This is a genomic window from Candidatus Poriferisodalis sp., assembly GCF_965203655.1.
GTDB lineage: Bacteria > Actinomycetota > Acidimicrobiia > Acidimicrobiales > Poriferisodalaceae > Poriferisodalis.
This window is the reverse complement of sequence record NZ_CBDBDD010000009.1, coordinates 1,029,559-1,051,013: the sequence shown is the minus strand read 5'-3', so window position 1 is coordinate 1,051,013 and position 21,455 is coordinate 1,029,559. Positions and strand designations below refer to the sequence as shown.

The following is a 21,455-nucleotide window of genomic DNA, read 5'->3' as shown; positions in this document are numbered from 1 at the left end:
GTTCATTCCTCCGTCGTGTTCGCATGCGATGGACGTGTCTGGTCGGCTCGCGGGCGGGCACAGACTTACCATTCGGCTGTGCCTCCCGAAACCTCATTGGCCGGAACGACATCGTGACCGGTGGATCGGCGCGGAGCGAGCGGTCCGCTGACATCGACATCGTTGATGCCGGCCGCTACGGGAACGGCATTCCCTGGGACGACTTCCGCACGCTTCGCGCACGACCGGGGCTGCACTGGAACCGCTACGAGGACCACGGCTTCTGGGCGGTGACGCGCCACGCCGACGTGTGCGAGGTGTCACGCCATCCCGAGCGCTTCTCGTCGGCCATCGGGCACGTCAACCTGTGGGATCTCGAGGCCGACGCGCTGGAGGCCCGCCGATCGATCCTCGAACACGACCCGCCGGCGCACACCCGGCTGCGTCGGGTGGTGTCCAAGGCGTTCACACCCCGCCAGATGCGCCGGTACACGGAGCGCACCCGTGCCATTGCCGACGAGTTGCTCGACGTGGTGGTCGAGCGGGGCGGTGGCGATTGGGTGGAGCTGGTGGCGGCGCCGCTGCCGATCAGGGTGATCATCGCGATCCTGGGCGTGCCGCCCGAAGACGCCGACTACATGGTGGAGCTTTCGAATCACCTCGTCGAAGGCACCACCGAAACGCAATCGCTGCCGCCCGACGCCTACGGCAACACGACGCCGCTGCGCCTGCTCCCCTTCGGCAGCCCCGCAGCGTGGGGACTGTACGAGTACGGGGCCAAGCTGGGCGACGAGCGTCTGGAACAGCCCACCGACGACGTCGTGAGCCACCTGGTGCATGCCGAGGTCGGCGGCGACCGCCTGACGGCCACCGAGTTCCGGAACTTCTTCCAGGTGCTGGTGTTCGGCGGGAACGAGACCACGCGCACCGCCATCACCCACGGGACCATGGCGTTCGCCGAGCACCCCGAGCAGTGGGACAGGCTGGCGGCCGACCGCGAGCTGCTCCCCAACGCCGTCGAAGAAGTGATCCGCTGGGCCTCGCCGATCCTGCACATGCGCCGCACCGCAGCGGTCGACACCGAGCTGGCAGGCACTCAGATCTCAGCGGGCGACAAGGTGGTGATGTGGTACCCGTCGGCCAACCGGGACGAGGCGGTGTTCGAGCGACCCGACGAGTTCGACATCGGCCGGGCCGACAACGCACAGATCGCTTTCGGCGGCGGGGGGCCGCACTTCTGCCTGGGCGCTTACTTGGCCCGCATGGAACTGACTGTGCTGCTCGAAGCGATGCTCGACCGCAGCATCCGGCCGGCGAGCGTTGCCGACCTCGTGCGGATCCCGTCGAACTTCGTTCACGGCGTCGCCTCGGTGGAGGTGGCAGTGGAAGCTGCAGTGGCCAAGCCGGCGGTGGCTGTGCGAGCCTCCTGTAACAATTGATGGCAGTGAGCACCTGGGCCGAGCCGTACTTGGACGACCTCGGGCCTGACGACGCCAACATCTCCGATCACGACGTCTGGACCCGGGGCGTGCCCCATGCCACGTTCGCCCGAATGCGGCGGGAGGATCCCGTGGCCTGGGTCGACGAGGTGGACGGGCGCGGCTACTGGGCCGTCACCAAGTACGACGATGCGTTCCGCATCAGCCGTGACACCCAGACCTTCACCTCCGCGCAGGGCATCCGGCTCGAGGACATGGCGCCCGACGAGCTCGAAGCACGCAAGACGATGATGGAGATGGACCCGCCCGAGCACACCCGCTACCGGCGCCTGGTGAGCCGCGGGTTCACGCCTCGGGTCGTGAATACCTATGAGGCCGCCATCCGTGGGCTGGCGTGCGAGGTGCTCGACCACGCCCTCACCGAGGAACGCTTCGACTTCGTCACCGACGTTGCAACCGAACTGCCCATGCGGATGCTGGGCCGCATGCTGGGCACCAGCGACGCCGACGGCCACCAGCTCGTGGAGTGGGGCGACGCGCTGCTCGGCAACACCGATCCCGACTTCACCGATTACCCCGTGGGGCTGGTGGACACCGACGAGTTCCGCTTCATGCCGTTCCGCAGCCCGGCCACCGTGGAGATCTTCGAGTACGCGGCGGCCCAGGCCGCGGAGCGGCGCGAATGCCCGACCAAGGACGTGATCAGCCAGCTCTTGGCGCCCACCACCGACGGCACGCCGCTGACCGATCTGGAGTTCAAGAACTTCTTCACGCTGCTGATCGCGGCAGGCAACGACACCACCCGCTACACGATGACCCACGGGCTGTGGGTGCTGATGGCCCACCCTCACCTGTTCGACACCTGGCGGGCCGCGGTGCTGGCCGGCGACGACGAGCTGACCGCGAGCGCCGTGGAGGAAGTGCTGCGGGCCAGCTCGGTGACGACGCATTTCCGGCGCACGGCCACCTGCGATACCGAGATCCGTGGCACCAAGGTGCGGGCGGGCGACAAGGTGGTGCTGTATTACGTCAGCGCCGATCACGACGACGATCGTTTCGCTCATCCGTTCCGGTTTGACCTGGTACGTCCGAACAACGAGCACATGGCGTTCGGCCGCAACGGACCACACTTGTGCTTGGGAGCGTGGCTGGCTCGTATGGAGATCAAGGTGGTGTTCGAAGAGCTTCTGCGGAGGGTGGTCCGCATCGAGCAGGACGGCCCGGTCGAGCGGCTGCGGTCCAACTTCATTTCCGGCATCAAGCACCTGCCCGTACACGTGGTCGAGCTGGCTGCATGAGGGCGCTGGTCGTCACGCACGAGGAGACATCGCGGCCCGGTTTCGTCGGTGATCGCTTGGTGGAGCGGGGCGTCGAGCTGCACGTCCACGTGATGGTGCCCGACACCTCACGGCCGGCAGAATTCCAGCCGCTGCCCAGTGATGACTTCGATGCGCTCGTGGTGACGGGTTCGTACTTCTCGGTGTACGAGGACGCGATCAAGCCGTGGATCGGCGCTGAGCTAGATCTCATTCGCCGCTCGCACGAGCGCGGCACGCCGGTGCTGGGCATCTGCTTCGGCGGTCAGGCGCTGGCTGCGGCGCTGGGCGGATCGGTGGATCTCTCCCCCGAGACTGAGATTGGCTGGTACCGGATCTCACCGCCCGACGGCGTCGAGCTGCCGATTTCGGCCGGGCCGTGGATGGAATGGCATCACGACCGCTTCCACTTGCCCGATGGCGCCGAGATGCTCGCCAGCACCGAGACCTGCCCGCAGCTGTTCCGGATGGGCCGCAGCGTGGGCACGCAGTTCCACCCTGAGATCAGCGTGGAACTCGCCAGCGAATGGCTCCGCGAGGCCAGCGACGACTACCTGGCATCGGTCGGCATCGTGCGCGAGGAGGTCCTCGCCGAGATCGCACGCAACGAGGCCGCCAACCGACGCAACTGCTTCGATTTGGTGGATTGGTTCCTCGACGACGTGGCGAAGTCGTAAGCCCGCCTTCGCCGCCAGGCCCGTCATCGCTGGCGGTCGGCTTCAGACTGCGAGGCGCTCGCCGAGGTATTCGGCCACCCGCGCCACGCCGTCGTCGGCCTCGGGGAAGAGCCCCGCCATCGAGTGCCAGACGTGGATCATCTCGGGCCAGACCTCGAGCGTCACGTCGACGCCAGACGTGCGGGCCTTGTGTGCCAGCCGCTCGCTGTCGCTCAGCAGTACCTCGTCGTCGCCGCAGTGGATCAGCAGCGGCGGCAAGCCCGAGAGGTCGCCTTCGAGCGGCGACGCGTAAGGATCGGTGGCTTCGCCGTCGGGGCCGAGGAAGACCCCAGCGATCCGGGTGAGATCGTCGGCGGTCACCATCGGGTCGCGGTCCGAGCGGGTGACGGCGCTTTCGCCGGAGCCCGACATGTCGACCCACGGCGAGATAGGCACGGCTGCGGCCGGCAGCGGCAGCCCGAGGTCGCGCAGCTTCATGAGCGTTGACATGGTCAGCCCGCCGCCTGCGGAATCGCCCGCGATGGCGATCTTGTCGGCGGAGTGGCCTCTGTCGAGCAGCCAGCGATACACCGCAACCGAATCCTCCACCGGAGCAGGGTGGGGATGCTCGGGCGCCAAGCGGTAGTCCACCGAAAGCACCGGGCAGCCCAGCTTGAGGGCCAAGTTGCCGGTGAGGTTCCGGTGCGAGCCGATGGACCCAGCGACATAGCCGCCGCCGTGCACGTACTGCACGATGGCGTCGCCGGTGGTCTCGTCGGGTGTCTGCAGCTCGCACGAGACGCCGTTGGCGTCCACCATCTCGCCGGTGACACCAGCCGGCAGCGGCCGCGCGGTGAGCTCGATGCCCTTGCGCATCGCATCGATGTTCGCAGGCATGTCCTGCGACGCGATGATCTCGCGGATCCTGTAGAACGCTTCGCTCGCCATCGAGCCCTCCGGGGTGTCGGCCCGCATCGGGACGATCCCGACCAGGCGCCACAACGTAGCCACGTTGGCAAGACGAGGCCCGACGCAGAGTCGTATTGTCCGCAGGGACCGGCGCGGCGCTCGGAGGGAATCGCATGCTGCTCAAGGACAAAGTCGCCATCGTCACGGGCGGTGCATCGGGCATCGGCGAAGCCAGTGCCCGTCGCTTCGCCGCGGAGGGTGCGTCGGTGCTGGTGGTGGATATCCGTCGCGAGCGAGCCGAAGGTGTGGCCGAGTCGATCATCGAAGCCGGGGGCGAGGCGCACGGCTTCGGCGCCAACGTCGCCGAGCCCGACGACGTCGAGGCGATGGTGGCCGCGGCCGTGGACCGCTGGGGCGGCCTGGACGTGCTCTACAGCAATGCAGGCACCATCCGCCCCGGCACCGCGGTGGAGCTCGAGCCTCGTGATTGGGACCTCGTCATGAACGTCAACGTGCGGTCGGTGTACTTGGGCGCCAAGTACGCGGTCCCGGCGATGGAGGCTCGCGGCGGCGGTTCGATCATCAACACAGCCTCGATCAGCGGCCTGCACGGTGACGGCGGCTCAGTGGTGTATGCCGCGTCAAAGGCAGCCGTGATCAACCTGACCCGTGCGCTGTCCACCGACCACGCCCCCGACGGCGTGCGCGTCAACGCCATCTGCCCCGGCACCATCCAGACCCCGCCCGTCCAGCGGATGATGCAGGACCCCGCGGCGCTCGAACGAAACCTGGCAGCGCACGCCTTGCGCCGTCTCGGCCATCCCGACGAGATCGCCAGCGTCGCCGCCTGGCTCGCCAGCGACGAGTCGTCGTTCGTCACCGGCGAAGCCATCGTGGTCGACGGCGGCCTGCGAGCCCAATCACCCCTCGGCCGCCTAGCCGATCCCCGCCCGACCCACCTCCGCTGACCGACGGTCAGTGCCGCGCAGGAATGGTTCTGTTTGAACCACCGCTGGCTACAATTGGACCGGTGGTGCGGATTGAGCTTGAACGAGTCGAAACCTTGGAGTTGCTCGGCATGGTGCTGGCCCACCTGAACGACGCCGAGGCCGCCGGTGACATGTCGCCGCGGATAGCGACATTGATGTCGATTCGAGACAAGCTCGCGACGGGTTTGCGAGGTGAACAGTGAGCTACACCGAAGCCGATGTGTCAGCCGCCCGAGCGGCAATGAACAAGTACCGCGCAGAATTCGATGGTGAGGTCGCGGCAGCGCTGGCTGTGGTTGGTCTCAGCGCCGAGCGGGCAGACAAGGAAGCGAAGATTCGCGACGACATGATCCGGGTGGCTCACGAATCAGGCGCTTCGTTGCGTCAACTTGCAGAAGCATCCGGACTCGGGCGCAAGACCGTGACCGCCATAGTCGAAGCCGGCCAGTCCTAGCGCCGATTCAGAGAGCTCGGCGTCACAGCGGATCGGAAGGAAGGGCCTGTGCCGAGGGGCCTTGCGGCGGACTCAGTCGAGGTCGTTGGCGTCGGCTATGAGGAACATCATTGAGGCTTCGCAGGCGGTTTGGCCTTCGACGCTGGCTGTGCCCGAGGCTCTGCCGGCTCGGGTGGAGAGGCGATCGATCGTGGCTTCCAAGCGCAGCGTGTCGCCCGGGGTGACCTGACGGCGGAAGCGGGCCTTGTCGATGCCTCCGAAGAGCGCCAGCTTGCCTTCGAGCGATGATGCCGAGGCCGCGGCGAGGCCGGCAGTTTGCGCCAGCGCCTCGACCATCAACACTCCGGGCAGCGTGGGCCGGCCGGGGAAGTGACCGGCGAAGAACGCTTCGTTGCCGGTCAGGTGCCACAGTGCGACGCAGCGCTCGCCGGGCTCGAGCTCGACTATCTCATCCACCAGCAAGAACGGTGCGCGGTGCGGCAGCAGATCGGCGGGTCGGGGGAAACCTGGCCCGCTCGCTGAGTCGTTCACTGCGTCACTCACTGCGGCGAAGCTACCGCTCGTCGCCGAAGGTGCTCCGCTGGTAGGCCACTACGGCGGCAATCTCGGCATCGGTGAGGATGCCGCCGAACGGGGGCATCGAGCCGCGGCCGGTCCACACCACCGCCAGGTGGTCGCGAACGGTCAGGCGCTCGTCGACGCCGCCGAGCGCTGCGCCCACGCCGCCGCTTCCGTCGCTGCCATGGCACACCGAGCAGCTGTCGCTGAAGACTTCGCTGCCGAGCGTCACATCGGCGTTCTCGAACGCCAGCTCCAGCCGCTCCAGGTCGGCCTCAGTCGCGTCGCTGCCGCCGCAGGCCGCCAGCCCGAGGCCGAGGACGAGAGCGAGCGCGACCAGCGCCCTCACCGGGTCTCCCTTGGTGTGCCGACGCCCGTGTAGCGACTCGGAGGCTCCATCCAACGCCGGGACATCCAGTCCGCATCGCGGTAGTGAGCGTGGAAATGATCGGGAATCTGGCGCATCACCTGGTCCACAACTCCGCCGTCCGGCCCGAATCGTTCCTCACCGGCCTGGACCAAGCGGGCCAGCATTGCTTCTAACTCCGCAGCAGGCGGCTCGGTTCCATGCCGCTTCCACACCACCATCGGCGTGGCGCACACCTCGCAGTCAGCCACCCAGCACAGCTCGTCCTCGTAGTACCAGTGAGTGAAGCGGGCGGCCTCGCACAGCTCGCAGTCGTCGTCGTACGCCGCAGCACCTGTTGAGGACGATTCGGCAGGTCCCGGATCGGCGGTGCTCACCGGTCAGCCGTGGTCCAGCGCCGTCCGGTAGGAGGCCACGAGTTCGCCCACGGCCTCGGGGCCGTCGGACATCAAGGTGCGGACGACTGCCGAGCCGATGATGACACCGTCGGACACCTCACACGCTTCGACGGCCTGGGACGGCGAGCCGATGCCGACGCCGGTGAGCACGGGCCGGTCGGTGACGGCCAGGCAACGTGCGGCGATCTCGGTGGCTGTACGCGCTAGGGCTGTCCGCTCGCCGGTCACGCCCAGCAGGCCGACCGCGTAGACGAAGCCTCGGGATGCACCGCACAGCGCGGCGAGCCGGTGCTCCGGCGTCGTCGGAGCTGCCAGGAGGATCGCTTCGAGGCCCGACTCGGCCGCAGCCTCGAGCCATGGCCCCGCCTCGACATAGGGCAGGTCGGGCAGGATCGCGGCACAGACTCCCGCTTCGAGCAGCGCCGAAGCGAAGCGCTCATGACCCTGGTGGTGGCAGAGGTTGTAGTAGGTCATCACCGCGTGCGGCACGCCGGTGTCGAGCTCGCGTGCTTCCTCCAGCACCGACGCCGGTGTCGCCCCCTCGGCCAGAGCGGCCGTTGAGGCTTGCTGGATGACTGGCCCGTCCATCACAGGGTCGGAGAACGGAACGCCGATCTCAATGGCATCGGCGCCGGCCGCGGCTGCCGCTTCCACGGCGCGTTGCCAGCCCGTGTAGCCGCCCGTGACGTACGGGACGAGCAGCTTCGCGCCGCCGTTACGCCGAGCCCGCAGGTGCGTCTCGAGCGCGCCGAAGGCTCCAGCCCGGCCAGTGGGAGACGCCTCGCTCACAGGTACGCCCTCACTCGCTCAACCCATGCATCCCGAGCACGTCCATCATCTGGTCGACGTCCTTGTCGCCACGGCCCGAGAGATTCATCAACACCGTTTGGCCCTGGATCTCGGGCGCTGCCCGGACGATCCATGCCAGGGCGTGCGCGCATTCCAGCGCCGGGATGATGCCCTCGGCGCGGCTCATGAGCGTGAACGCCTCGACCACCTCGGCGTCGGTCACGCTTGGGTACTCGGCACGGCCGATCGCCGCCAAGTAAGCGTGCTCGGGTCCGACGCCGGGATAGTCCAGCCCGGCCGAGATCGACTCGGCCTCCATCACCTGGCCCACCTCGTCCTGCATGAGATAGCTGGTCATGCCGTGCACCACGCCGGGCACGCCGCGCCCGACCGCGGCACCACCGGCGGGCTCGACGCCCACGAGCCGGGCGTCGCCGTCGGCGAAGCCGGAGAAGATCCCGGCAGCATTGCTGCCCCCGCCGACGCACGCCACCACCACGTCAGGATCGCAGCCGGTCAGGTCCTTGCACTGCGCAGCGGCCTCGTCGCCGAGGATGTGGTGGAACGTGCGCACCATCCACGGGTATGGATGGGGGCCCATCACCGAGCCGAGGCAGTAGTGCGTGTTCTCGACGGTGGCCACCCAGTCGCGCAGCGCCTCGTTGACGGCGTCCTTGAGGGTGCGGCTGCCGGACTGCACCGATTCCACCTCGGATCCCAGCAGCCGCATGCGGAACACGTTCAGTGCCTGACGGTCCACATCGACGGCACCCATGTAGACCTTGCACTCCATCCCCAGCAACGCTGCCGCGGTGGCCGTAGCGACGCCGTGCTGGCCAGCCCCCGTCTCAGCCACCAGACGTGTCTTGCCCATGCGCTGGGCCAGCAGCGCCTGCCCGATCACGTTGTTGATCTTGTGCGAGCCCGTGTGGTTGAGGTCTTCGCGCTTCACCAGCAGGCGCACGCCGAGCTGGCTCGACAGGTTTCGGCATTCCGTCAAGGGCGAGGGCCGTCCCCCGTAGTCGCGCAGCGTGGTCTCGAATTCGGCCACGAACGTCGGGTCGGCCCACGCCTCCCGGAAGGCCGCCTCGAGCTCCTCGCACGCTGCGACCAGCGTCTCGGGCACGAATCGGCCGCCGAACTCGCCGAATCGCCCATCTGTCGTGGGCTCGCCCATGACAGACCTCGAACTCGGCGCGGGCTCGTCAGATTCTGCTGCCATGCCGCCCCCGCTCAGTCGTCGCGCCAGTCGTAGGGCGCATCCCCGTCGGGCGTCTCGGCCTCGTCGGACTCTGCGAGCAGCGCACCGGCCTCCTTGGCCGCCGTGACGAACTCGCGCATCGCCAGCACGTCCTTGCGGCCCGGCTCGGACTCGACGCCCGACGCCACATCGACGCCCCACGGCCGCACGAGCTTGATGGCCTCCGCCACATTCGACGGGCGCAGCCCGCCCGCGAGCAGCAGTCTCATGCCACGGTCTCGGCCTTCGAGCTGCTGCCAGTCGAAGACGTTGCCGCTGCCAGGCTCGGGACCGTCCAGCATCAAGACCGAGGCGCCGTAGTCGCGCACTCGCTCCACATTGGGATCGCCGGCGACAAACGCCTTGATCAGCCCGGGCACTCGCTCGGCGATCCAGCGGCTGTCTGCCGTCGTCTCGTTGCCATGCAACTGGGCCAAGCGCAGGCCGGCGCCGTCCATGATCTGCACCACCCGCTCAGGCAGCTCGTTGCGGAAGACACCGACCGTGATGATGCCGCCCGGCAGCCGGCGAACGATGTCCCGGGCCAGCCGTGGGGAGATCTGCCGCGGCGATCCGGGCACGAAGTTGAAGCCGACTGCGTCAGCCCCCATGCCGACGGCGACTAGCGCATCTTCTTCGCTCGTGACGCCACAGATCTTTACGAACATGTCACTACCGGCAGGTCAGGCGACCCCTCGCCTATCGAGCACAGGGTCGCGGTGCCAGATTCAGAAATCGAGTCCCTTGGCCACGACAGGGTCGAGGAAGATGAGCTCGGGACGGGCCGCCATGAACTCCCGCGTCGCCTGGCCGAAGACCTTCATCTGCTCCGAGCCGCCATGGGCTGCGAGCGCATCCTGGTCGCTGTACAGCTCGTAGAACCACACCACGTCGGCATCGTTCTGGTCCTTGTGGGCGGCGTACACCTCGGTGCCCGGCTCGCCCGCGACATTGCTCATGCCTATGTCGGCGATCACTGCGAGCAACTCGTCACGCATGCCTTCTTTGGCGGTCAGCTTGGCCAGCAGTGCCGTCTTTGCCATGTCGTTGCTCCCTACGATCCATTTGACTCGACAACAGCCTGCGAGCGTACCGGTGAGGGCCCGGGAGCGGGCTCACTCAACTCGGGCGATCCCACTCCCCTCAGAAGAGATCCGCTAGCTGGACCTGACCGCCCGAGGCCGTGTATGCCACCGCACCCGCGTCGTTGCGGGAGCGTGCGAATCCCACGGTCGTGCCGTTCAGTGCCGCTGCGTTCAGCACCGTGGCCACCGAGGCGCCACTGCTGTCTCGCAGCTCGTCGCCTACAGCGAGCGGCGCAGCGGCTCGGAGCCGGCACACCGACCGTCGCCCGCCTGTACGCGAGTCGATTCGCTCCACCAGCTCCTGGCCCCGATAGCAGCCCTTGGTGAACGACGCGGCTCGCTCGACGAGACCAGTCTCATTGGGAATGTCACCCGGCTGGATCTCGGTGCCCATGGCAGGCAGGCCGTAGACCATCCGCAGCGCATCGAACTCGTCGGCCGAGATGGCCTCGCCGCCTTCGCCGAATTGGGAGACGACCCCGCCAGGGCTCGCGAGCAAGTCGTGGCCGCTGGCCAGCGGCCAGTGCGGCGGCCGCACCACGTGCTGTGGGGCGTTGTCCGGTCCGGTGCTCGAAGCGCCGACGGCCGGCTCCCCGGCCTGGGGTCCGCGCACTGCATGCGCCTGCCACTGGCTCAACGAGAAATCCGCACGGGTGCGCAGCTTGAACCGCTCCAGCGACGCGGCCATGGCTTCGCCGAAGCCCGCTTCGGTGTCGGCGACATAGGTGTCAGGGCCGGTGCGGCTGATGACGAAGAACGTCTCGATGCGCCCGCGCGGCTCCAGCAGGAACGACAGCGAGCTGTCGCCAATCTCCATCGAGGTGACATCGGCGGAGATCTGACCGTGGAGGTACATGGCGGCCTCGGGCCCGCTCACCACCAGGACATCGCGAGGGACGGTCAGGGTGACTAGGCGATCGAGCGACGGCGCGATACTCATCCGCTCCTCCAGCCTGGCATCAACCGGTCCACGGCATTGCGGATCAGCGCCAGTCCGACGCCGTCGTCGAGCGACATGATCGACTCCGGGTGGAACTGCACGGCCGCGACCGGCAGCTCGCGGTGTTCCACGGCCATCACGATGTCGTCGTCGAGGCTGACAGCGGTGACCTCCAACTCCTCGGGCACTTCGGAGCGGCTGGCGAACAGCGAGTGGTAGCGACCGGCCCGGAACTCCTTGGGCAGCCCGTCGAGCAGCTGACCGCCCACGATGCGGATGGCCGATGGCTTGCCATGCATCGGCGTTGCCAGCTGCCCCAATTCGCCGCCGAAGTACTCAACGATGCCCTGCAGCCCCAGGCACACCCCAAACAGCGGCAGTCCTGCATCGAGCGTGGCGCGCACTACTGGGCCGATATTGAAGTCGTCGGGCCGCCCCGGGCCTGGAGACAGCACGATGAGGTCGAATTCGTCGGCGCTGATCTCCTCCATAGGAAAGCCGGCCCGCCGGGTCACGACCGTGGCACCTGTCTGACGCAGGTAATTCGCCAGCGTGTGCACGAACGAGTCGAGATGATCGACCAGCAGCACTCGCCGCTGGCTGGGTGCCGAAGCAATCGCTCCCGCCGAGGGCGCCGAACGCGGCCGCCGGATCGCGTCGAGGAATGCCGACGCCTTGAGCTCGGTCTCCGATTCCTCCTCGTCGGGATCGGAATCCCACAGCAGCGTGGCACCCACGCGCACCTCTGCATGCCCGCCTGCGACGCGGATTGTGCGCAGCGTGAGCCCGGTGTTGAGGCTGCCGTCGAAGCCCACTTTGCCCACCGCGCCCCCATACCACGCCCGGGCAGTGCGTTCGTGCTGCTCGAGGAACATCATCGCCGCCGTCTTGGGAGCTCCGGTCACGGTCACCGCCCAGGTGTGCGACAGGAACGCATCCAGCGCATCGAATTCATGTCGAAGGCGTCCTTCGACATGGTCGACGGTGTGGATGAGCCGCGAGTACATCTCGATCTGGCGACGCCCGATCACCTTCACCGAGCCGGGCACGCAGATGCGGCTCTTGTCGTTGCGGTCGACGTCGGTGCACATCGTCAGCTCAGACTCGTCCTTGGCCGAGTTGAGCAGCGCCAAGATCTGCGACGCGTCGTCGATGGGATCCTGGCCCCGAGCGATGGTGCCCGAGATCGGGCAGGTCTCGACCCGATCGCCCTCGACCCGCACGTACATCTCGGGCGAGGCGCCGATCAGCCATTCGCCCGAATCGCCCGCAGCACTGTGCCCATCCCGCCCGGCTGAGGCCGGGCTGTGTCGATCGCGCCCGGCTGACGCCGGGCCGAGATTGATCAAGAACCCGTACGGCGCGGGGTTCTGCTCCTTGAGCCGTCGGAACAGCTCCGCGGGAGACTCGATGCAGCGTTCGGAGAACATCTGGCTGGTGACCACTTCGAAGAGGTCGCCGCGGGCGAAGTACTCGCGAGCCGCTCGCACGCCCGCTGCGTAGCCGCCGGGCTCGTGGTCGCACCTGGCCTCGAGATCGAAGTCGGGCTCGTAGGGCACGCGTGCGCCGCCGCCTGCCAGCCCGGCCGTGGTGCGACCGCTCACTGAGAACTCGTAGCGGAAGCGCTGGGCGATGCCGCCCTCATGGTCCACGATGAGCAGGTCGTCAGGCACGTACAGCACCAGGTCGCGCTGCTCGGGCGGGCGCGGCAGCGTCAGCTCGATGGGCTCGAACTGGAATGCGAGGTCGTAGCCGAATGCCCCGTACAGGCCCAAGTGCGGGTCGTCGCACGAGAACAGGTTGACTAGGGCACGCACGACCGTGAACGTGGAGGGTTGACGGCTGCGCTCTTCCTCCTCGAAACGCCGATCGGCTCGCTCCACCCGGCAGGCCACCGCACCGTGTGCGTGGCCGGGCTCGCGGTGAAGGTCGACGATGCCGGCGGCAGTGCCCAGCGTTGCCAGAGCCTCGTGGACCGGCTCGAGCAGCACGGCGCCCCGTTCGTTCAGTGCGTCCACCCAGATGTCTTGCGCCCGGCTGGTGATGACCAGCGGCGGGTCGGCAAAGCCCATGTCCCAGCGGGTGTAGCGGCCGGGATACTCGTAGCTCGACGACAGCAGCACGCCCCGGGACTCATCCAGGCGGTCGACGAGGTCTTCGATCTCGGCGTTGCCGTCCACCATCGAGGCCGTCAGCGAGACGGTGATCCCACCGCCGGTCTGGAACTGCGTTCCGCCCGTAGTCGTCTGTTCAGTGCTCATGGGTCCAGGTCACTGCGCAGGCCCGGAGGCTGAGCCGATCACAGGTACAGACCGGTGCTGCCGGGCTCGATGCGGGGTGCGGCGATGGCGTGAACGTCGCGCTCACGCAGGATCAGGAAGTCGTCGCCGTGCACCTCGACCTCGTGGCGGTCCTCGGGGCTGAACAGCACACGGTCGCCTTCCTGGGCGGTGCGGACGTTGGGTCCTGCGCCCACCACTTCGCCCCACACGAGGCGCTTGTTCTGCTGGGCCGTCGCAGGGATGAGGATGCCGCCGCTGGTGCGCCGCTCGGACCCGTCGTTGGGGAGTCGCACGAGCAGGCGGTCGTGCAGCATCTTGATCGGTCGCCGCTCGTCGTCGTCGTGGTCGGCGGCCACGGGCGCGGGAGCCTTGCGGGTACCCGTCTTGGAGCCCTTCGCCGAACGAGTCGACTTCGTCGCCGATCCGGTGCCCTGCCCGTTGTCTGACTCAGGAGCGCTCACCGCCCGCACGGTACCGTTCGCCGCAATGAATCCGACCCCGAATTCGACGGCAGCGCCCCAGCCGACCGAGGTGGTGGCCTCCGACGGCACCGAGCTGGAGGCCGAGGTGAGCTGGCCTGCCGAGGCCGTCGCCGTCGCCGTGCTGTCCCACCCGCACCCGCTCTACGGCGGCGACATGTGGAACCCGCTCATCGATCATCTCTTCGGGGCGCTGCCCGCAGCGGGCATCGCCGCGCTCCGGTACAACTTCCGGGGCACCGGCAGTTCGGGGGGCAGCCACGACGACGGCAAGGCAGAGCGTCTCGATGCCGCGGCGGCATTCGGCGCTGCTGCGCGGCTCGCTGCTGAACAGTCCGGTGATGGAGGCACGCCCGCCGTGGTCTCCGCAGGCTGGTCCTTCGGCGGGGACGTCTCGCTCTCGGCCGATCACGACGATCTGTCGGCGTGGATCGGCATTGCAGCGCCGCTCCGGATTGTGGATACCGCTGACATGGCAGCGCCCAGCGACCCGCGGCCCAAGCTGCTGCTGGTGCCCCAGCACGACCAGTTCCGCTCCCCCGCGGATGCCGCCGAGATCGCCTCGGGCTGGACGAACACGCAGCTCGAGGTGATCGAGGGCGGCGATCACTTCCTGATGGGCCACGCCCGAGCCGTCGCCGACCAGATCGCCTCGTTCGTGGCTGCGCTCTAGCGGCAGGGTGCGGGTGCGCTCACACGATGCGTGAGCTGCGGTCGCCCCAGTACTCGTCGCGCAGGATGCCCTTGTAGAGCTTGCCGGTGGGATGACGGGGCAGCTCGTCACGGAAGTCGACCGAGCGGGGCACCTTGTAGCTCGCGAGGTGCTCCCGCGCGTACGCCAGCAGCTCGCTCGCCAATGCGTCGCCCGACTCGACGCCCGCCATGGGCTGCACGACCGCCTTCACTTCCTCGCCGAAGTCCTCGTTGGGCACGCCGAACACCGCCACGTCGGCCACCTTGGGGTGCAGCACCAGGCGATCCTCGATCTCCTGGGGGTAGATGTTGACCCCACCCGAGATGATCATGAACGCCTTGCGGTCGGTGAGGTACAGGTAGCCGTCGTCATCCACCCGTCCCATGTCGCCCAGCGTCGACCACAGCGGGTGGGCGCCGTGGCGGGACTCGGCGGTCTTGGCGGGGTCGTTGTGGTATTCGAACGCCGGGATCTCACGCTCGAAGTAGATCGTGCCGGCCTCGCCCACGGGTAGCTCGTTGCCCTCGTCGTCGCAGATGTGGATGACGCCGATGAGCGGCTTGCCGACCGTGCCCGGCCGCTCCAGCCACTCCTGGGAGTTCACGTAGCAGAAGCCGTTCAGCTCGGTGCCGGCGTAGTACTCGTGCAGGATCGGCCCCCACCACGAGATCATCTCGTGCTTCACCTCGACGGGGCACGGTGCCGCCGCATGCACCGCGACCTGGTGGCTGGACAGGTCATGGCGGCTGCGCTCGGCTTCGGGCAGCTTCAGCATGCGGCTGAACATGGTCGGCACCCACTGGCTGTGGGTGATGCCGTACCGCTCGATGTACGACAGCGCCTCGGCAGCGTCGAAGCGGTCCATGACCACCGCCGTGCCGCCGACCGACTGCGTGCCGGTCGTGAACGACAGCGGCGCAGAGTGGTAGAGCGGCGCAGGCGAGAGATAGCGAGTGCCTTCGCCGAATCCGAAGATTCCTCCCAGCAGCCCGGCACCGAGCAGGTCCGGGTCGGTAATCGAGGTTCCGTCCAGCGGCCGCTTGATGCCCTTGGGGCGGCCCGTCGTGCCAGAGCTGTACAGCATCGCCGATCCCCGTGGCTGTTCTGCCAGCGATTCGGCGGGATGGGCCGCGATGGCATCTTCGAACGGGTCGAACCCATCGGCGGACTCGTCGAACATGAGCCGGACGTCGCAACCACCGATGAGCGGCAGCAACTCCGTCGCCGCATCGACGACCGCGGGGGAGGCCACGAGCACCCGGGCGCCGCAGTCGTTCACGATGTATGCGGCCTCCTCAGCAGTCAGGTAGCGGTTGACCGTCGTGAAGTAGAGGCCGCTGCGCATCGCGGCCCAGTAGGCATCGAAGTAGCCGATGTTGTTGTCGGCGAAGATCGCCACGTGGTCGCCGGGCCGCAAACCTGCCGCCCACATGAGCTGGGCGAATTGGCAGCTGCGGGCCTCGAGCTCGCTGAACGTCCGGGTCTGGCCGTCGCGGGCCATGACCACTGCGGGACGGTCGGGGTCGGTCGCCGAGTACGTGCCGGGATAGCTCATGGCGGGGAAGCTAGCCGGGGGCTTGCCTGCGGTAAGGCGATCTGGTGGGCGAAGCGACTAGCAGCCAGGCGGGCGAACCGAGACGCCCGCATCCATCAGGGCTTGCTTCGCATCGGCAATGGTGTGCTCGCCGAAGTGGAAGATCGAGGCCGCCAGCACGGCATCGGCGTTGGCGATGAGGGCGCCGTCCACCAAATGCTGCAACGTGCCCACTCCCCCGCTGGCAACAATAGGAATCTCCACTGCGTCCACGACGGCCCGTGTGAGTTCGAGGTCGAAGCCGGCCTTGGTGCCGTCCGCATCCATCGAGGTCAAGAGGATCTCGCCGGCGCCCAGCTCCGCCACCTGGCGCACCCATGCGAGCGCATCGAGGCCGGTGTCCTCGCGGCCGCCCTTGACATAGACGTTCCAGTTCGTGCTTCCGTCAGCGCCGATGCCGTTCGACTTTGCGTCTACTGCCACCACCACGCACTGGCTGCCGAACTCGTCGGCGATCTCTCGCACCAGCTCGGGTCGGGCCACCGCAGCGGAGTTCACCGACACCTTGTCGGCACCTGCCCGCAGCAGTGCCCGGGCATCGTCGACGGTGCGGATGCCGCCCCCGATCGTGAAGGGAATGAACACTTCCTCGGCGGTGTGGCGCGCCAGCTCGATGATGGTGTCGCGACCATGGGCGGATGCGGTGATGTCCAGAAAGATGACCTCGTCGGCCCCCTGCCGGTCGTAGGCCGCGGCCAACTCCACCGGGTCGCCCGCATCGCGCAGCCCGACGAAGTTGACCCCCTTGACGACGCGCCCATCGTCGACGTCGAGACACGGGATGACGCGCACGGTCTTCATGGCGTTGCCCGCACTTCGCCGTCGAGCCTCATGGCTGCGCTCCGCCCGGGGGTTCATCGTGGACTGCGCTGCCGCGTGCAACGACCACGGCCGCAACCGGCGAGATGGCGCCGTCATGGAGAGCCTTGCCGACGATCGCTCCGGCCAGCGTGTGACCGTCTGCCGAGCGCAGGTCTCGCAGGTCTGCGATGTCAGCGAGGCAGCCGACCCCTCCGCTGGCGATGACCGACATGGCCGGCGGCCGCTGCGGCGCATCGAGCACGTCACGCAGGCCGGCGAGGTCGCTGCCGCCTCCCATGCCGTCGCGCGAGATCTGCGTGACGACGACGGCCTCCGCGCCGCTGCCCGCCAGCCGCGCCAGGGCCTTGGGCAGGCTCACGCCGCTGCGACGCTTCCAGCCGCGGGTCGCTACCTCGCTGCCGCGCACGTCCAGGCCGACCGCGACGCCATACGAAGCAGCAGTCAGCTCGGCCACCAGGCCGGGATTCTCGATCGCGGCGGTGCCCACCACGCACCGGGCGACCCCGGCCTCGTAGAGCGCTTCGGCGCTTTCGCGGCTGCGCACACCGCCGCCGACCTGCACGCGGACGCCGGCATCTCCCACGGCGGCCACGATCGAGCGGATCACGGCCTGGTTCTGCGGTTGCGGTTCGCCGGTGCGAGCGGCGTCGAGGTCGACGACGTGGATCCAGCGGGTGCCCGCCTCAGCGAACTCGTGCGCCACCTCGACCGGGTTGGCGTCATAGCGCACCTCGCGGTCGTAGTCGCCCTGCAGCAGGCGCACGCAGCGCCCATCGCGCAGGTCGATGGCGGGAAACAGGTCGAAGCTCATCGGTCGCATCGATCCGCTGTGACGGCCGCCAGGAAGTTCTGCGCCAGTCGCTTGCCGGCGTCGCCGGATTTCTCGGGATGGAATTGGGTCGCCCACAGCCGACCGCGCTCGGTGACAGCGGTGATCGGCGTGGGATAGTCGCACGTCGCAGCGACCAGTTCGGGGTCGGTGCCGGGCACGTAGCTGTGGACGAAGTACATCCAAGCGCCGTCGGTGAGTCCTGCCAGCAGCGGGCAGTCGGGGTGGCGTACATCGAGACGGTTCCATTGCATCTGCGGGCGCACGATGCCGTCGGGCAACAATCGCACCGTGCCCGGCATGACGCCCATGCCGGCGACTCCCGGTGCCTCCTCGGAGGCCTCGAACAGCATCTGCATGCCGACGCAGATGCCCAGGAACGGCCGACCGCTCTCGATGGCCCCGAGCGCGGGCTGCTCCAAGCCCGTCGACCGCAGTTGGTCCATGCAGGTGCCGAAGTGACCAACCCCGGGCAGCACGACGCCGTCGGCATCGCCGATGAGCCCGGCATCCGCCGTCAAACGGGCATCCGCACCGACCCGTTCGAGCGCCTTCTGCGCCGAGCGCAGGTTGCCGATGCCATAGTCGAGCACGGCGACCAATGGACGATCGCCATTCACCTGACGTCCTTCACAGGACGCCCTTGGTGGAGGGCAGCACATCGTCCGCGATGCTGATGGCGTCGTAGAAGGCGCGTGCGGCTCCCTTGAAGCTGGCCTCGATGATGTGGTGCGTGTTGCGGCCCCGCAGCATCACCAGGTGCAAGGTGATGCCCGCGGACATGACGAGTCCCCGCCAGAACTCCTCGCAGAGCTGAGGGTCGAAGGGCGGGTCGCCCAGGATCTTCTCGCCGGGCGGCTCGATGTCGTAATGCAGGAACGGCCGGCCTGACAGGTCCAGCACGACCTCGACTGCCGCCTCATCGAGCGGCACCACGTAGGAGGCAAAGCGGCGAACACCGGCCTTGTCTCCCCAGGCCTGCCGCATCGCCTCGCCGAGCGCGATGCCGGTGTCTTCGACCGTGTGGTGTGCGTCGATCTCGAGATCGCCCACAGTGCGCAGCTGCAGGTCGAAGCGGGCGTGCTTGGCGAGCTGGGCGACCATGTGGTCGAAGAACGGCAGGCCCGTCGAGATGTCGCTCTGGCCGCTGCCGTCGAGGTCCAGCGTCAGGTCGATCTGGGTTTCTTTAGTGTTGCGCTGCACAGTGGCAGTCCGAGCAGTCATGGCACTCTCATTATCACGAGACAACTTCCGATAGGGCATCGAGGAAGCGGCCGTTCTCTGGCGGCGTTCCCACCGTCACCCGCAGGCAGTCTGCGAGGCGAGGCCATCCTGAGCAGTTACGCACGAGCACTGATCGGTCCACGAGCGCCCGCCAGATGTCGTCACCGCTGTGCCCGCTGGGCGTCGCGCGAAACAGGATGAAGTTGGACTGCGAGGGCCACACGTCGAGACCCATCTCGCTCAGCGCGGCCTCGATCCGCTCGCGTTCGGACACGATCGTTGCGACCCGCTGCTCCATGTCATCGGTGAAGCGCAGCGCCACCCGCCCGGCGATCTGCTTGAAGGTGTCGACGTGGTACGGCAGCACCACCTTCTCGAACTCTGCGGCCATGCCCGCCGGAATGACGGCGTAGCCCAGCCGCGCCCCGGCCATCGCCCACGTCTTCGAGTAGGTGCGCGTGACGACGAGGTTGTCGGGTCCGCCTGCGTCGTCACACAGATCGATCGCGCTCCAGTCGGCGAACTGCCCGTAGGCCTCGTCAACCACCACAAGTCCCGGTGCGATCTCCAGCGCTCGCCTGAGCACCTCGATGCGCTCGGGCGTGCCGGTGGGGTTGTTCGGCGAGCACAGGAACAGGATCGACGGCTGGTGCCGCTCCACGATCCGCTCCAGCTCGTACACGCTGACGCTGCCGTCGGCGTGGCGCTCGCCTTCGACAACCGTGCATTGCGTGCTGCGCGCTATCTGGCCGTACATCGCATAGGTGGGCTCGAAGGTGGCGACGCTGCGGCCTGCGCCTCCATAGGTGAGGCACAGCGTCTGCAGCACCTCGTTTGAGCCGTTGGCCACGAATATCCGCTCGGGGTCGGTGCCGGCCAGCCTGGCGAGGTCGGCCCGCAATGCCGCGGCCGTGCGGTTCGGGTAGCGGTGCCATTCGACACTGCGCAACTCGGCAGCGAGAGCTTCGGCGAATTCCGGCGGCGGCCCCACCGGCGCCTCATTGGTGTTGAGCCGCACCTCCACGTCGATCTGGGGCGAGTGGTAGCCGTCGAGCAGGCGCAGGTCGTCGCGCACCGGCGGCTTCACGGCCGCACTCCCGAGGTCGACCACTCCTTGCGGCGCGCCACCGAGGCGGCGTGCGCCCAGAGGCCCTCGGCCTCGGCAAGCTCGGCCACCGCTGGCGCAAGCTGATCGAAGCCGGCTTCGGACACATCCACAACGTGCATCCGCTTGGTGAAATCGTCGGTGGTGAGCGCTCCGGCGAAGCGTGCCGTGCCGGCCGTGGGCAGCACGTGAGACGGTCCCGCCACGTAGTCGCCGACTGACGCGGGTGCCCACGGCCCGACGAAGACGGCGCCAGCATGGCGGATGCTGCTGACGAGCTCTTCGGCACCCTCGCACATGAGCTGGAGGTGTTCGGGTGCAACCGAGTTGGCAACGTCGGCAGCCTGCGCCGGCCCGTCCACGAGACACACGAACCCGTCGGCCTCCAGCGTGGCCAGCGTCTCCTCACGGCGGGGCGACAGGTCGACGATCCGGCCGATGGCATCGCAGACGGCATCGGCGCATTCGTCGTCCCACGTGACCAGCCAGGCGCGCCCGCCGGGACCATGCTCGGCCTGCAGTACTACATCGGTTGCGGCTGCGGCCGGCGGGCAGGTCGAATCGGCGATCACAACGATCTCCGAGGGTCCGGCGAACGCCGAGGCCACACCCACGTCACCGGCCACGAGCTGCTTGGCGGTGGCCACCCAGGCATTTCCGGGACCCGCCACGACATCGGCGGGTCGGATCGTCTCGGTGCCGTATGCGAGCGCGGCGACAGCCTGCACGCCTCCCACCCGGTGCACCTCAGTAACTCCGCACAATTGCGCAGCGGCCAGCACAGGTGCGGCGAGGTTGCCGTCGGGGCCAGGCGGCGAGCACAACACGATGTCGTCCACGCCTGCGGCGCGGGCAACCAGCACGGTCATCAGCACGGTGGACGGGTAGGCAGCCAGGCCGCCCGGCACGTAGATGCCAGCCCGATCCACCGGCTGGCTGACCGAACGCACGGTGACGCCATCGCGCTCGTAGGTGTGACCCGCGGCGGCTTCGGCGCGGTGAAACTCCAGGATGCGCCGGTGGGCGGTCTCCATCGCCGAACGCAAGGGCGGCGACAGGCTCTCCCACGCTGCAGACAGCTCCGAAGCCGGCACCAGCGTGTCTTCGACATCGACGCCATCGAAGCGAGCCGTCAGGGCCCGAACAGCCGCGTCCCCGCTGTTGCGGACCTCGGCAATCAGCTCACGGACGGTTTCTGCCGGCACCGCGTCTCCCACCTGCGGGCGCGGCAACAGACCGGCGAGCTCATCGCCCAATTCGTCGCCTCGACCCCGTAGGTCCAGCCGCTCCAGCACGGCGCCGAGGGT

The 21,455-nt window shown here is 68.2% G+C and carries 25 protein-coding genes; 7 read left to right on the top strand and 18 right to left on the bottom strand.

The features are described from left to right. The first annotated feature begins 113 nt into the window (after nt 1–113). Genes ACOGW9_RS16145 through ACOGW9_RS16135 form a run of 3 tightly spaced genes read left to right on the top strand, consistent with a single transcriptional unit; the run spans nt 114 to nt 3,411 of the window. Nucleotides 114–1,418, top strand: coding sequence for a cytochrome P450 (locus tag ACOGW9_RS16145; RefSeq protein WP_419853832.1), 1,305 nt, complete (start codon nt 114–116; stop codon nt 1,416–1,418). Next, nucleotides 1,418–2,716, top strand: a complete 1,299-nt coding sequence (locus ACOGW9_RS16140) for a cytochrome P450 (protein WP_419853833.1) — start codon at nt 1,418–1,420, stop codon at nt 2,714–2,716. The genes ACOGW9_RS16145 and ACOGW9_RS16140 overlap by 1 nt, the downstream gene beginning before the upstream one ends. Then, complete coding sequence (locus ACOGW9_RS16135) at nt 2,713–3,411, top strand: type 1 glutamine amidotransferase (protein WP_419913046.1); 699 nt, start codon at nt 2,713–2,715, stop codon at nt 3,409–3,411. The genes ACOGW9_RS16140 and ACOGW9_RS16135 overlap by 4 nt, the downstream gene beginning before the upstream one ends. Before the next feature lie 42 nt (nt 3,412–3,453). Here ACOGW9_RS16135 and ACOGW9_RS16130 read toward each other — a convergent pair whose 3' ends face one another. Then, entirely contained in the window at nt 3,454–4,401 is a 948-nt protein-coding gene (locus tag ACOGW9_RS16130) for an alpha/beta hydrolase (RefSeq protein ID WP_419913044.1), read from the bottom strand. 71 nt (nt 4,402–4,472) lie between these two features. Here ACOGW9_RS16130 and ACOGW9_RS16125 point away from each other — a divergent pair, with 71 nt between their 5' ends. The 3 genes from ACOGW9_RS16125 (at nt 4,473) to ACOGW9_RS16115 (ending at nt 5,742) form a co-directional block, all read left to right on the top strand. Continuing rightward, nucleotides 4,473–5,267: an SDR family NAD(P)-dependent oxidoreductase gene (locus ACOGW9_RS16125; RefSeq protein WP_419913042.1), complete on the top strand. Its 795-nt coding sequence runs from the start codon at nt 4,473–4,475 to the stop codon at nt 5,265–5,267. Between the two features lie 65 nt (nt 5,268–5,332). Continuing rightward, the gene (locus ACOGW9_RS16120; protein ID WP_419913040.1) at nt 5,333–5,491 is read left to right on the top strand and encodes a hypothetical protein; all 159 of its coding nucleotides are present in this window, start codon (nt 5,333–5,335) and stop codon (nt 5,489–5,491) included. Continuing rightward, nucleotides 5,488–5,742: a hypothetical protein gene (locus tag ACOGW9_RS16115; protein WP_419913038.1), complete on the top strand. Its 255-nt coding sequence runs from the start codon at nt 5,488–5,490 to the stop codon at nt 5,740–5,742. The genes ACOGW9_RS16120 and ACOGW9_RS16115 overlap by 4 nt, the downstream gene beginning before the upstream one ends. Before the next feature lie 72 nt (nt 5,743–5,814). On the opposite strand, the gene fabZ is transcribed toward ACOGW9_RS16115, so the two are convergent. From fabZ to ACOGW9_RS16065, 10 genes are all read right to left on the bottom strand, one after another. Further along, nucleotides 5,815–6,285: a 3-hydroxyacyl-ACP dehydratase FabZ gene (fabZ, locus tag ACOGW9_RS16110; protein ID WP_419913036.1), complete on the bottom strand. Its 471-nt coding sequence runs from the start codon at nt 6,283–6,285 to the stop codon at nt 5,815–5,817. A gap of 10 nt (nt 6,286–6,295) precedes the next feature. Then, nucleotides 6,296–6,649 carry a c-type cytochrome gene (locus tag ACOGW9_RS16105; protein WP_419913034.1) on the bottom strand — a complete coding sequence of 118 codons (354 nt, stop codon included), beginning with the start codon at nt 6,647–6,649 and terminating at the stop codon, nt 6,296–6,298. Beyond that, entirely contained in the window at nt 6,646–7,044 is a 399-nt protein-coding gene (locus ACOGW9_RS16100) for a hypothetical protein (protein ID WP_419913032.1), read from the bottom strand. Before ACOGW9_RS16100 ends, ACOGW9_RS16105 begins: the two co-directional genes overlap by 4 nt. Nucleotides 7,045–7,047: 3 nt before the next feature. Further along, a complete protein-coding gene (gene trpA, locus ACOGW9_RS16095; RefSeq protein WP_419913031.1) occupies nt 7,048–7,854 on the bottom strand; it encodes a tryptophan synthase subunit alpha in 807 nt (268 codons plus the stop codon). 10 nt (nt 7,855–7,864) lie between these two features. Next, nucleotides 7,865–9,076, bottom strand: a complete 1,212-nt coding sequence (gene trpB, locus ACOGW9_RS16090; RefSeq protein ID WP_419913029.1) for a tryptophan synthase subunit beta — start codon at nt 9,074–9,076, stop codon at nt 7,865–7,867. 11 nt (nt 9,077–9,087) lie between these two features. After that, nucleotides 9,088–9,762 (bottom strand): phosphoribosylanthranilate isomerase, encoded by a 675-nt coding sequence (locus tag ACOGW9_RS16085; protein ID WP_419913027.1) that lies wholly within the window; start codon nt 9,760–9,762, stop codon nt 9,088–9,090. Nucleotides 9,763–9,822: 60 nt separating this feature from the next. Continuing rightward, nucleotides 9,823–10,137, bottom strand: coding sequence for a putative quinol monooxygenase (locus ACOGW9_RS16080; RefSeq protein ID WP_419913025.1), 315 nt, complete (start codon nt 10,135–10,137; stop codon nt 9,823–9,825). Nucleotides 10,138–10,237: 100 nt separating this feature from the next. Continuing rightward, nucleotides 10,238–11,119, bottom strand: coding sequence for a YgfZ/GcvT domain-containing protein (locus tag ACOGW9_RS16075; protein WP_419913023.1), 882 nt, complete (start codon nt 11,117–11,119; stop codon nt 10,238–10,240). Beyond that, nucleotides 11,116–13,380, bottom strand: a complete 2,265-nt coding sequence (locus ACOGW9_RS16070) for an anthranilate synthase component I (RefSeq protein ID WP_419913021.1) — start codon at nt 13,378–13,380, stop codon at nt 11,116–11,118. The genes ACOGW9_RS16075 and ACOGW9_RS16070 overlap by 4 nt, the downstream gene beginning before the upstream one ends. Nucleotides 13,381–13,418: 38 nt before the next feature. Next, nucleotides 13,419–13,757: a GroES family chaperonin gene (locus ACOGW9_RS16065; protein ID WP_419913118.1), complete on the bottom strand. Its 339-nt coding sequence runs from the start codon at nt 13,755–13,757 to the stop codon at nt 13,419–13,421. Between the two features lie 130 nt (nt 13,758–13,887). Here ACOGW9_RS16065 and ACOGW9_RS16060 point away from each other — a divergent pair, with 130 nt between their 5' ends. Further along, entirely contained in the window at nt 13,888–14,553 is a 666-nt protein-coding gene (locus ACOGW9_RS16060; RefSeq protein WP_419913019.1) for an alpha/beta hydrolase, read from the top strand. A 19-nt stretch (nt 14,554–14,572) separates the two neighbouring features. Here the strand turns inward: ACOGW9_RS16060 and ACOGW9_RS16055 are convergent, their stop codons facing one another. The 7 genes from ACOGW9_RS16055 to hisD are packed head-to-tail and all read right to left on the bottom strand — an operon-like array spanning nt 14,573 to nt 21,443. After that, complete coding sequence (locus ACOGW9_RS16055; protein ID WP_419913017.1) at nt 14,573–16,129, bottom strand: acyl-CoA synthetase; 1,557 nt, start codon at nt 16,127–16,129, stop codon at nt 14,573–14,575. Nucleotides 16,130–16,186: 57 nt separating this feature from the next. Then, nucleotides 16,187–16,969 (bottom strand): imidazole glycerol phosphate synthase subunit HisF, encoded by a 783-nt coding sequence (hisF, locus tag ACOGW9_RS16050; protein ID WP_419913116.1) that lies wholly within the window; start codon nt 16,967–16,969, stop codon nt 16,187–16,189. Between the two features lie 28 nt (nt 16,970–16,997). Beyond that, nucleotides 16,998–17,801: a HisA/HisF-related TIM barrel protein gene (locus ACOGW9_RS16045; protein WP_419913015.1), complete on the bottom strand. Its 804-nt coding sequence runs from the start codon at nt 17,799–17,801 to the stop codon at nt 16,998–17,000. Continuing rightward, complete coding sequence (gene hisH, locus ACOGW9_RS16040) at nt 17,798–18,439, bottom strand: imidazole glycerol phosphate synthase subunit HisH (RefSeq protein WP_419913013.1); 642 nt, start codon at nt 18,437–18,439, stop codon at nt 17,798–17,800. Before hisH ends, ACOGW9_RS16045 begins: the two co-directional genes overlap by 4 nt. Before the next feature lie 10 nt (nt 18,440–18,449). Continuing rightward, nucleotides 18,450–19,043, bottom strand: a complete 594-nt coding sequence (gene hisB, locus ACOGW9_RS16035; RefSeq protein WP_419913011.1) for an imidazoleglycerol-phosphate dehydratase HisB — start codon at nt 19,041–19,043, stop codon at nt 18,450–18,452. A gap of 13 nt (nt 19,044–19,056) precedes the next feature. Continuing rightward, nucleotides 19,057–20,130 carry a histidinol-phosphate transaminase gene (gene hisC / locus ACOGW9_RS16030; protein ID WP_419913009.1) on the bottom strand — a complete coding sequence of 358 codons (1,074 nt, stop codon included), beginning with the start codon at nt 20,128–20,130 and terminating at the stop codon, nt 19,057–19,059. Next, entirely contained in the window at nt 20,127–21,443 is a 1,317-nt protein-coding gene (gene hisD, locus ACOGW9_RS16025; RefSeq protein ID WP_419913007.1) for a histidinol dehydrogenase, read from the bottom strand. The genes hisC and hisD overlap by 4 nt, the downstream gene beginning before the upstream one ends. Nucleotides 21,444–21,455: the final 12 nt, after the last annotated feature.

What these genes read in the sequence shown, in the direction of transcription:
- ACOGW9_RS16045 (WP_419913015.1), bottom strand. Translation starts at nt 17,801, where the DNA reads ATGAGCTTCGACCTGTTTCCCGCCATCGACCTGCGCGATGGGCGCTGC.
- ACOGW9_RS16080 (WP_419913025.1), bottom strand. Translation starts at nt 10,137, where the DNA reads ATGGCAAAGACGGCACTGCTGGCCAAGCTGACCGCCAAAGAAGGCATG.
- trpB (WP_419913029.1), bottom strand. Translation starts at nt 9,076, where the DNA reads ATGGCAGCAGAATCTGACGAGCCCGCGCCGAGTTCGAGGTCTGTCATG.
- ACOGW9_RS16085 (WP_419913027.1), bottom strand. Translation starts at nt 9,762, where the DNA reads ATGTTCGTAAAGATCTGTGGCGTCACGAGCGAAGAAGATGCGCTAGTC.
- ACOGW9_RS16070 (WP_419913021.1), bottom strand. Translation starts at nt 13,380, where the DNA reads ATGAGCACTGAACAGACGACTACGGGCGGAACGCAGTTCCAGACCGGC.
- ACOGW9_RS16055 (WP_419913017.1), bottom strand. Translation starts at nt 16,129, where the DNA reads ATGAGCTATCCCGGCACGTACTCGGCGACCGACCCCGACCGTCCCGCA.
- ACOGW9_RS16060 (WP_419913019.1), top strand. Translation starts at nt 13,888, where the DNA reads ATGAATCCGACCCCGAATTCGACGGCAGCGCCCCAGCCGACCGAGGTG.
- ACOGW9_RS16075 (WP_419913023.1), bottom strand. Translation starts at nt 11,119, where the DNA reads ATGAGTATCGCGCCGTCGCTCGATCGCCTAGTCACCCTGACCGTCCCT.
- ACOGW9_RS16125 (WP_419913042.1), top strand. Translation starts at nt 4,473, where the DNA reads ATGCTGCTCAAGGACAAAGTCGCCATCGTCACGGGCGGTGCATCGGGC.
- ACOGW9_RS16135 (WP_419913046.1), top strand. Translation starts at nt 2,713, where the DNA reads ATGAGGGCGCTGGTCGTCACGCACGAGGAGACATCGCGGCCCGGTTTC.
- ACOGW9_RS16140 (WP_419853833.1), top strand. Translation starts at nt 1,418, where the DNA reads ATGGCAGTGAGCACCTGGGCCGAGCCGTACTTGGACGACCTCGGGCCT.
- hisB (WP_419913011.1), bottom strand. Translation starts at nt 19,043, where the DNA reads ATGACTGCTCGGACTGCCACTGTGCAGCGCAACACTAAAGAAACCCAG.
- hisF (WP_419913116.1), bottom strand. Translation starts at nt 16,969, where the DNA reads ATGAAGACCGTGCGCGTCATCCCGTGTCTCGACGTCGACGATGGGCGC.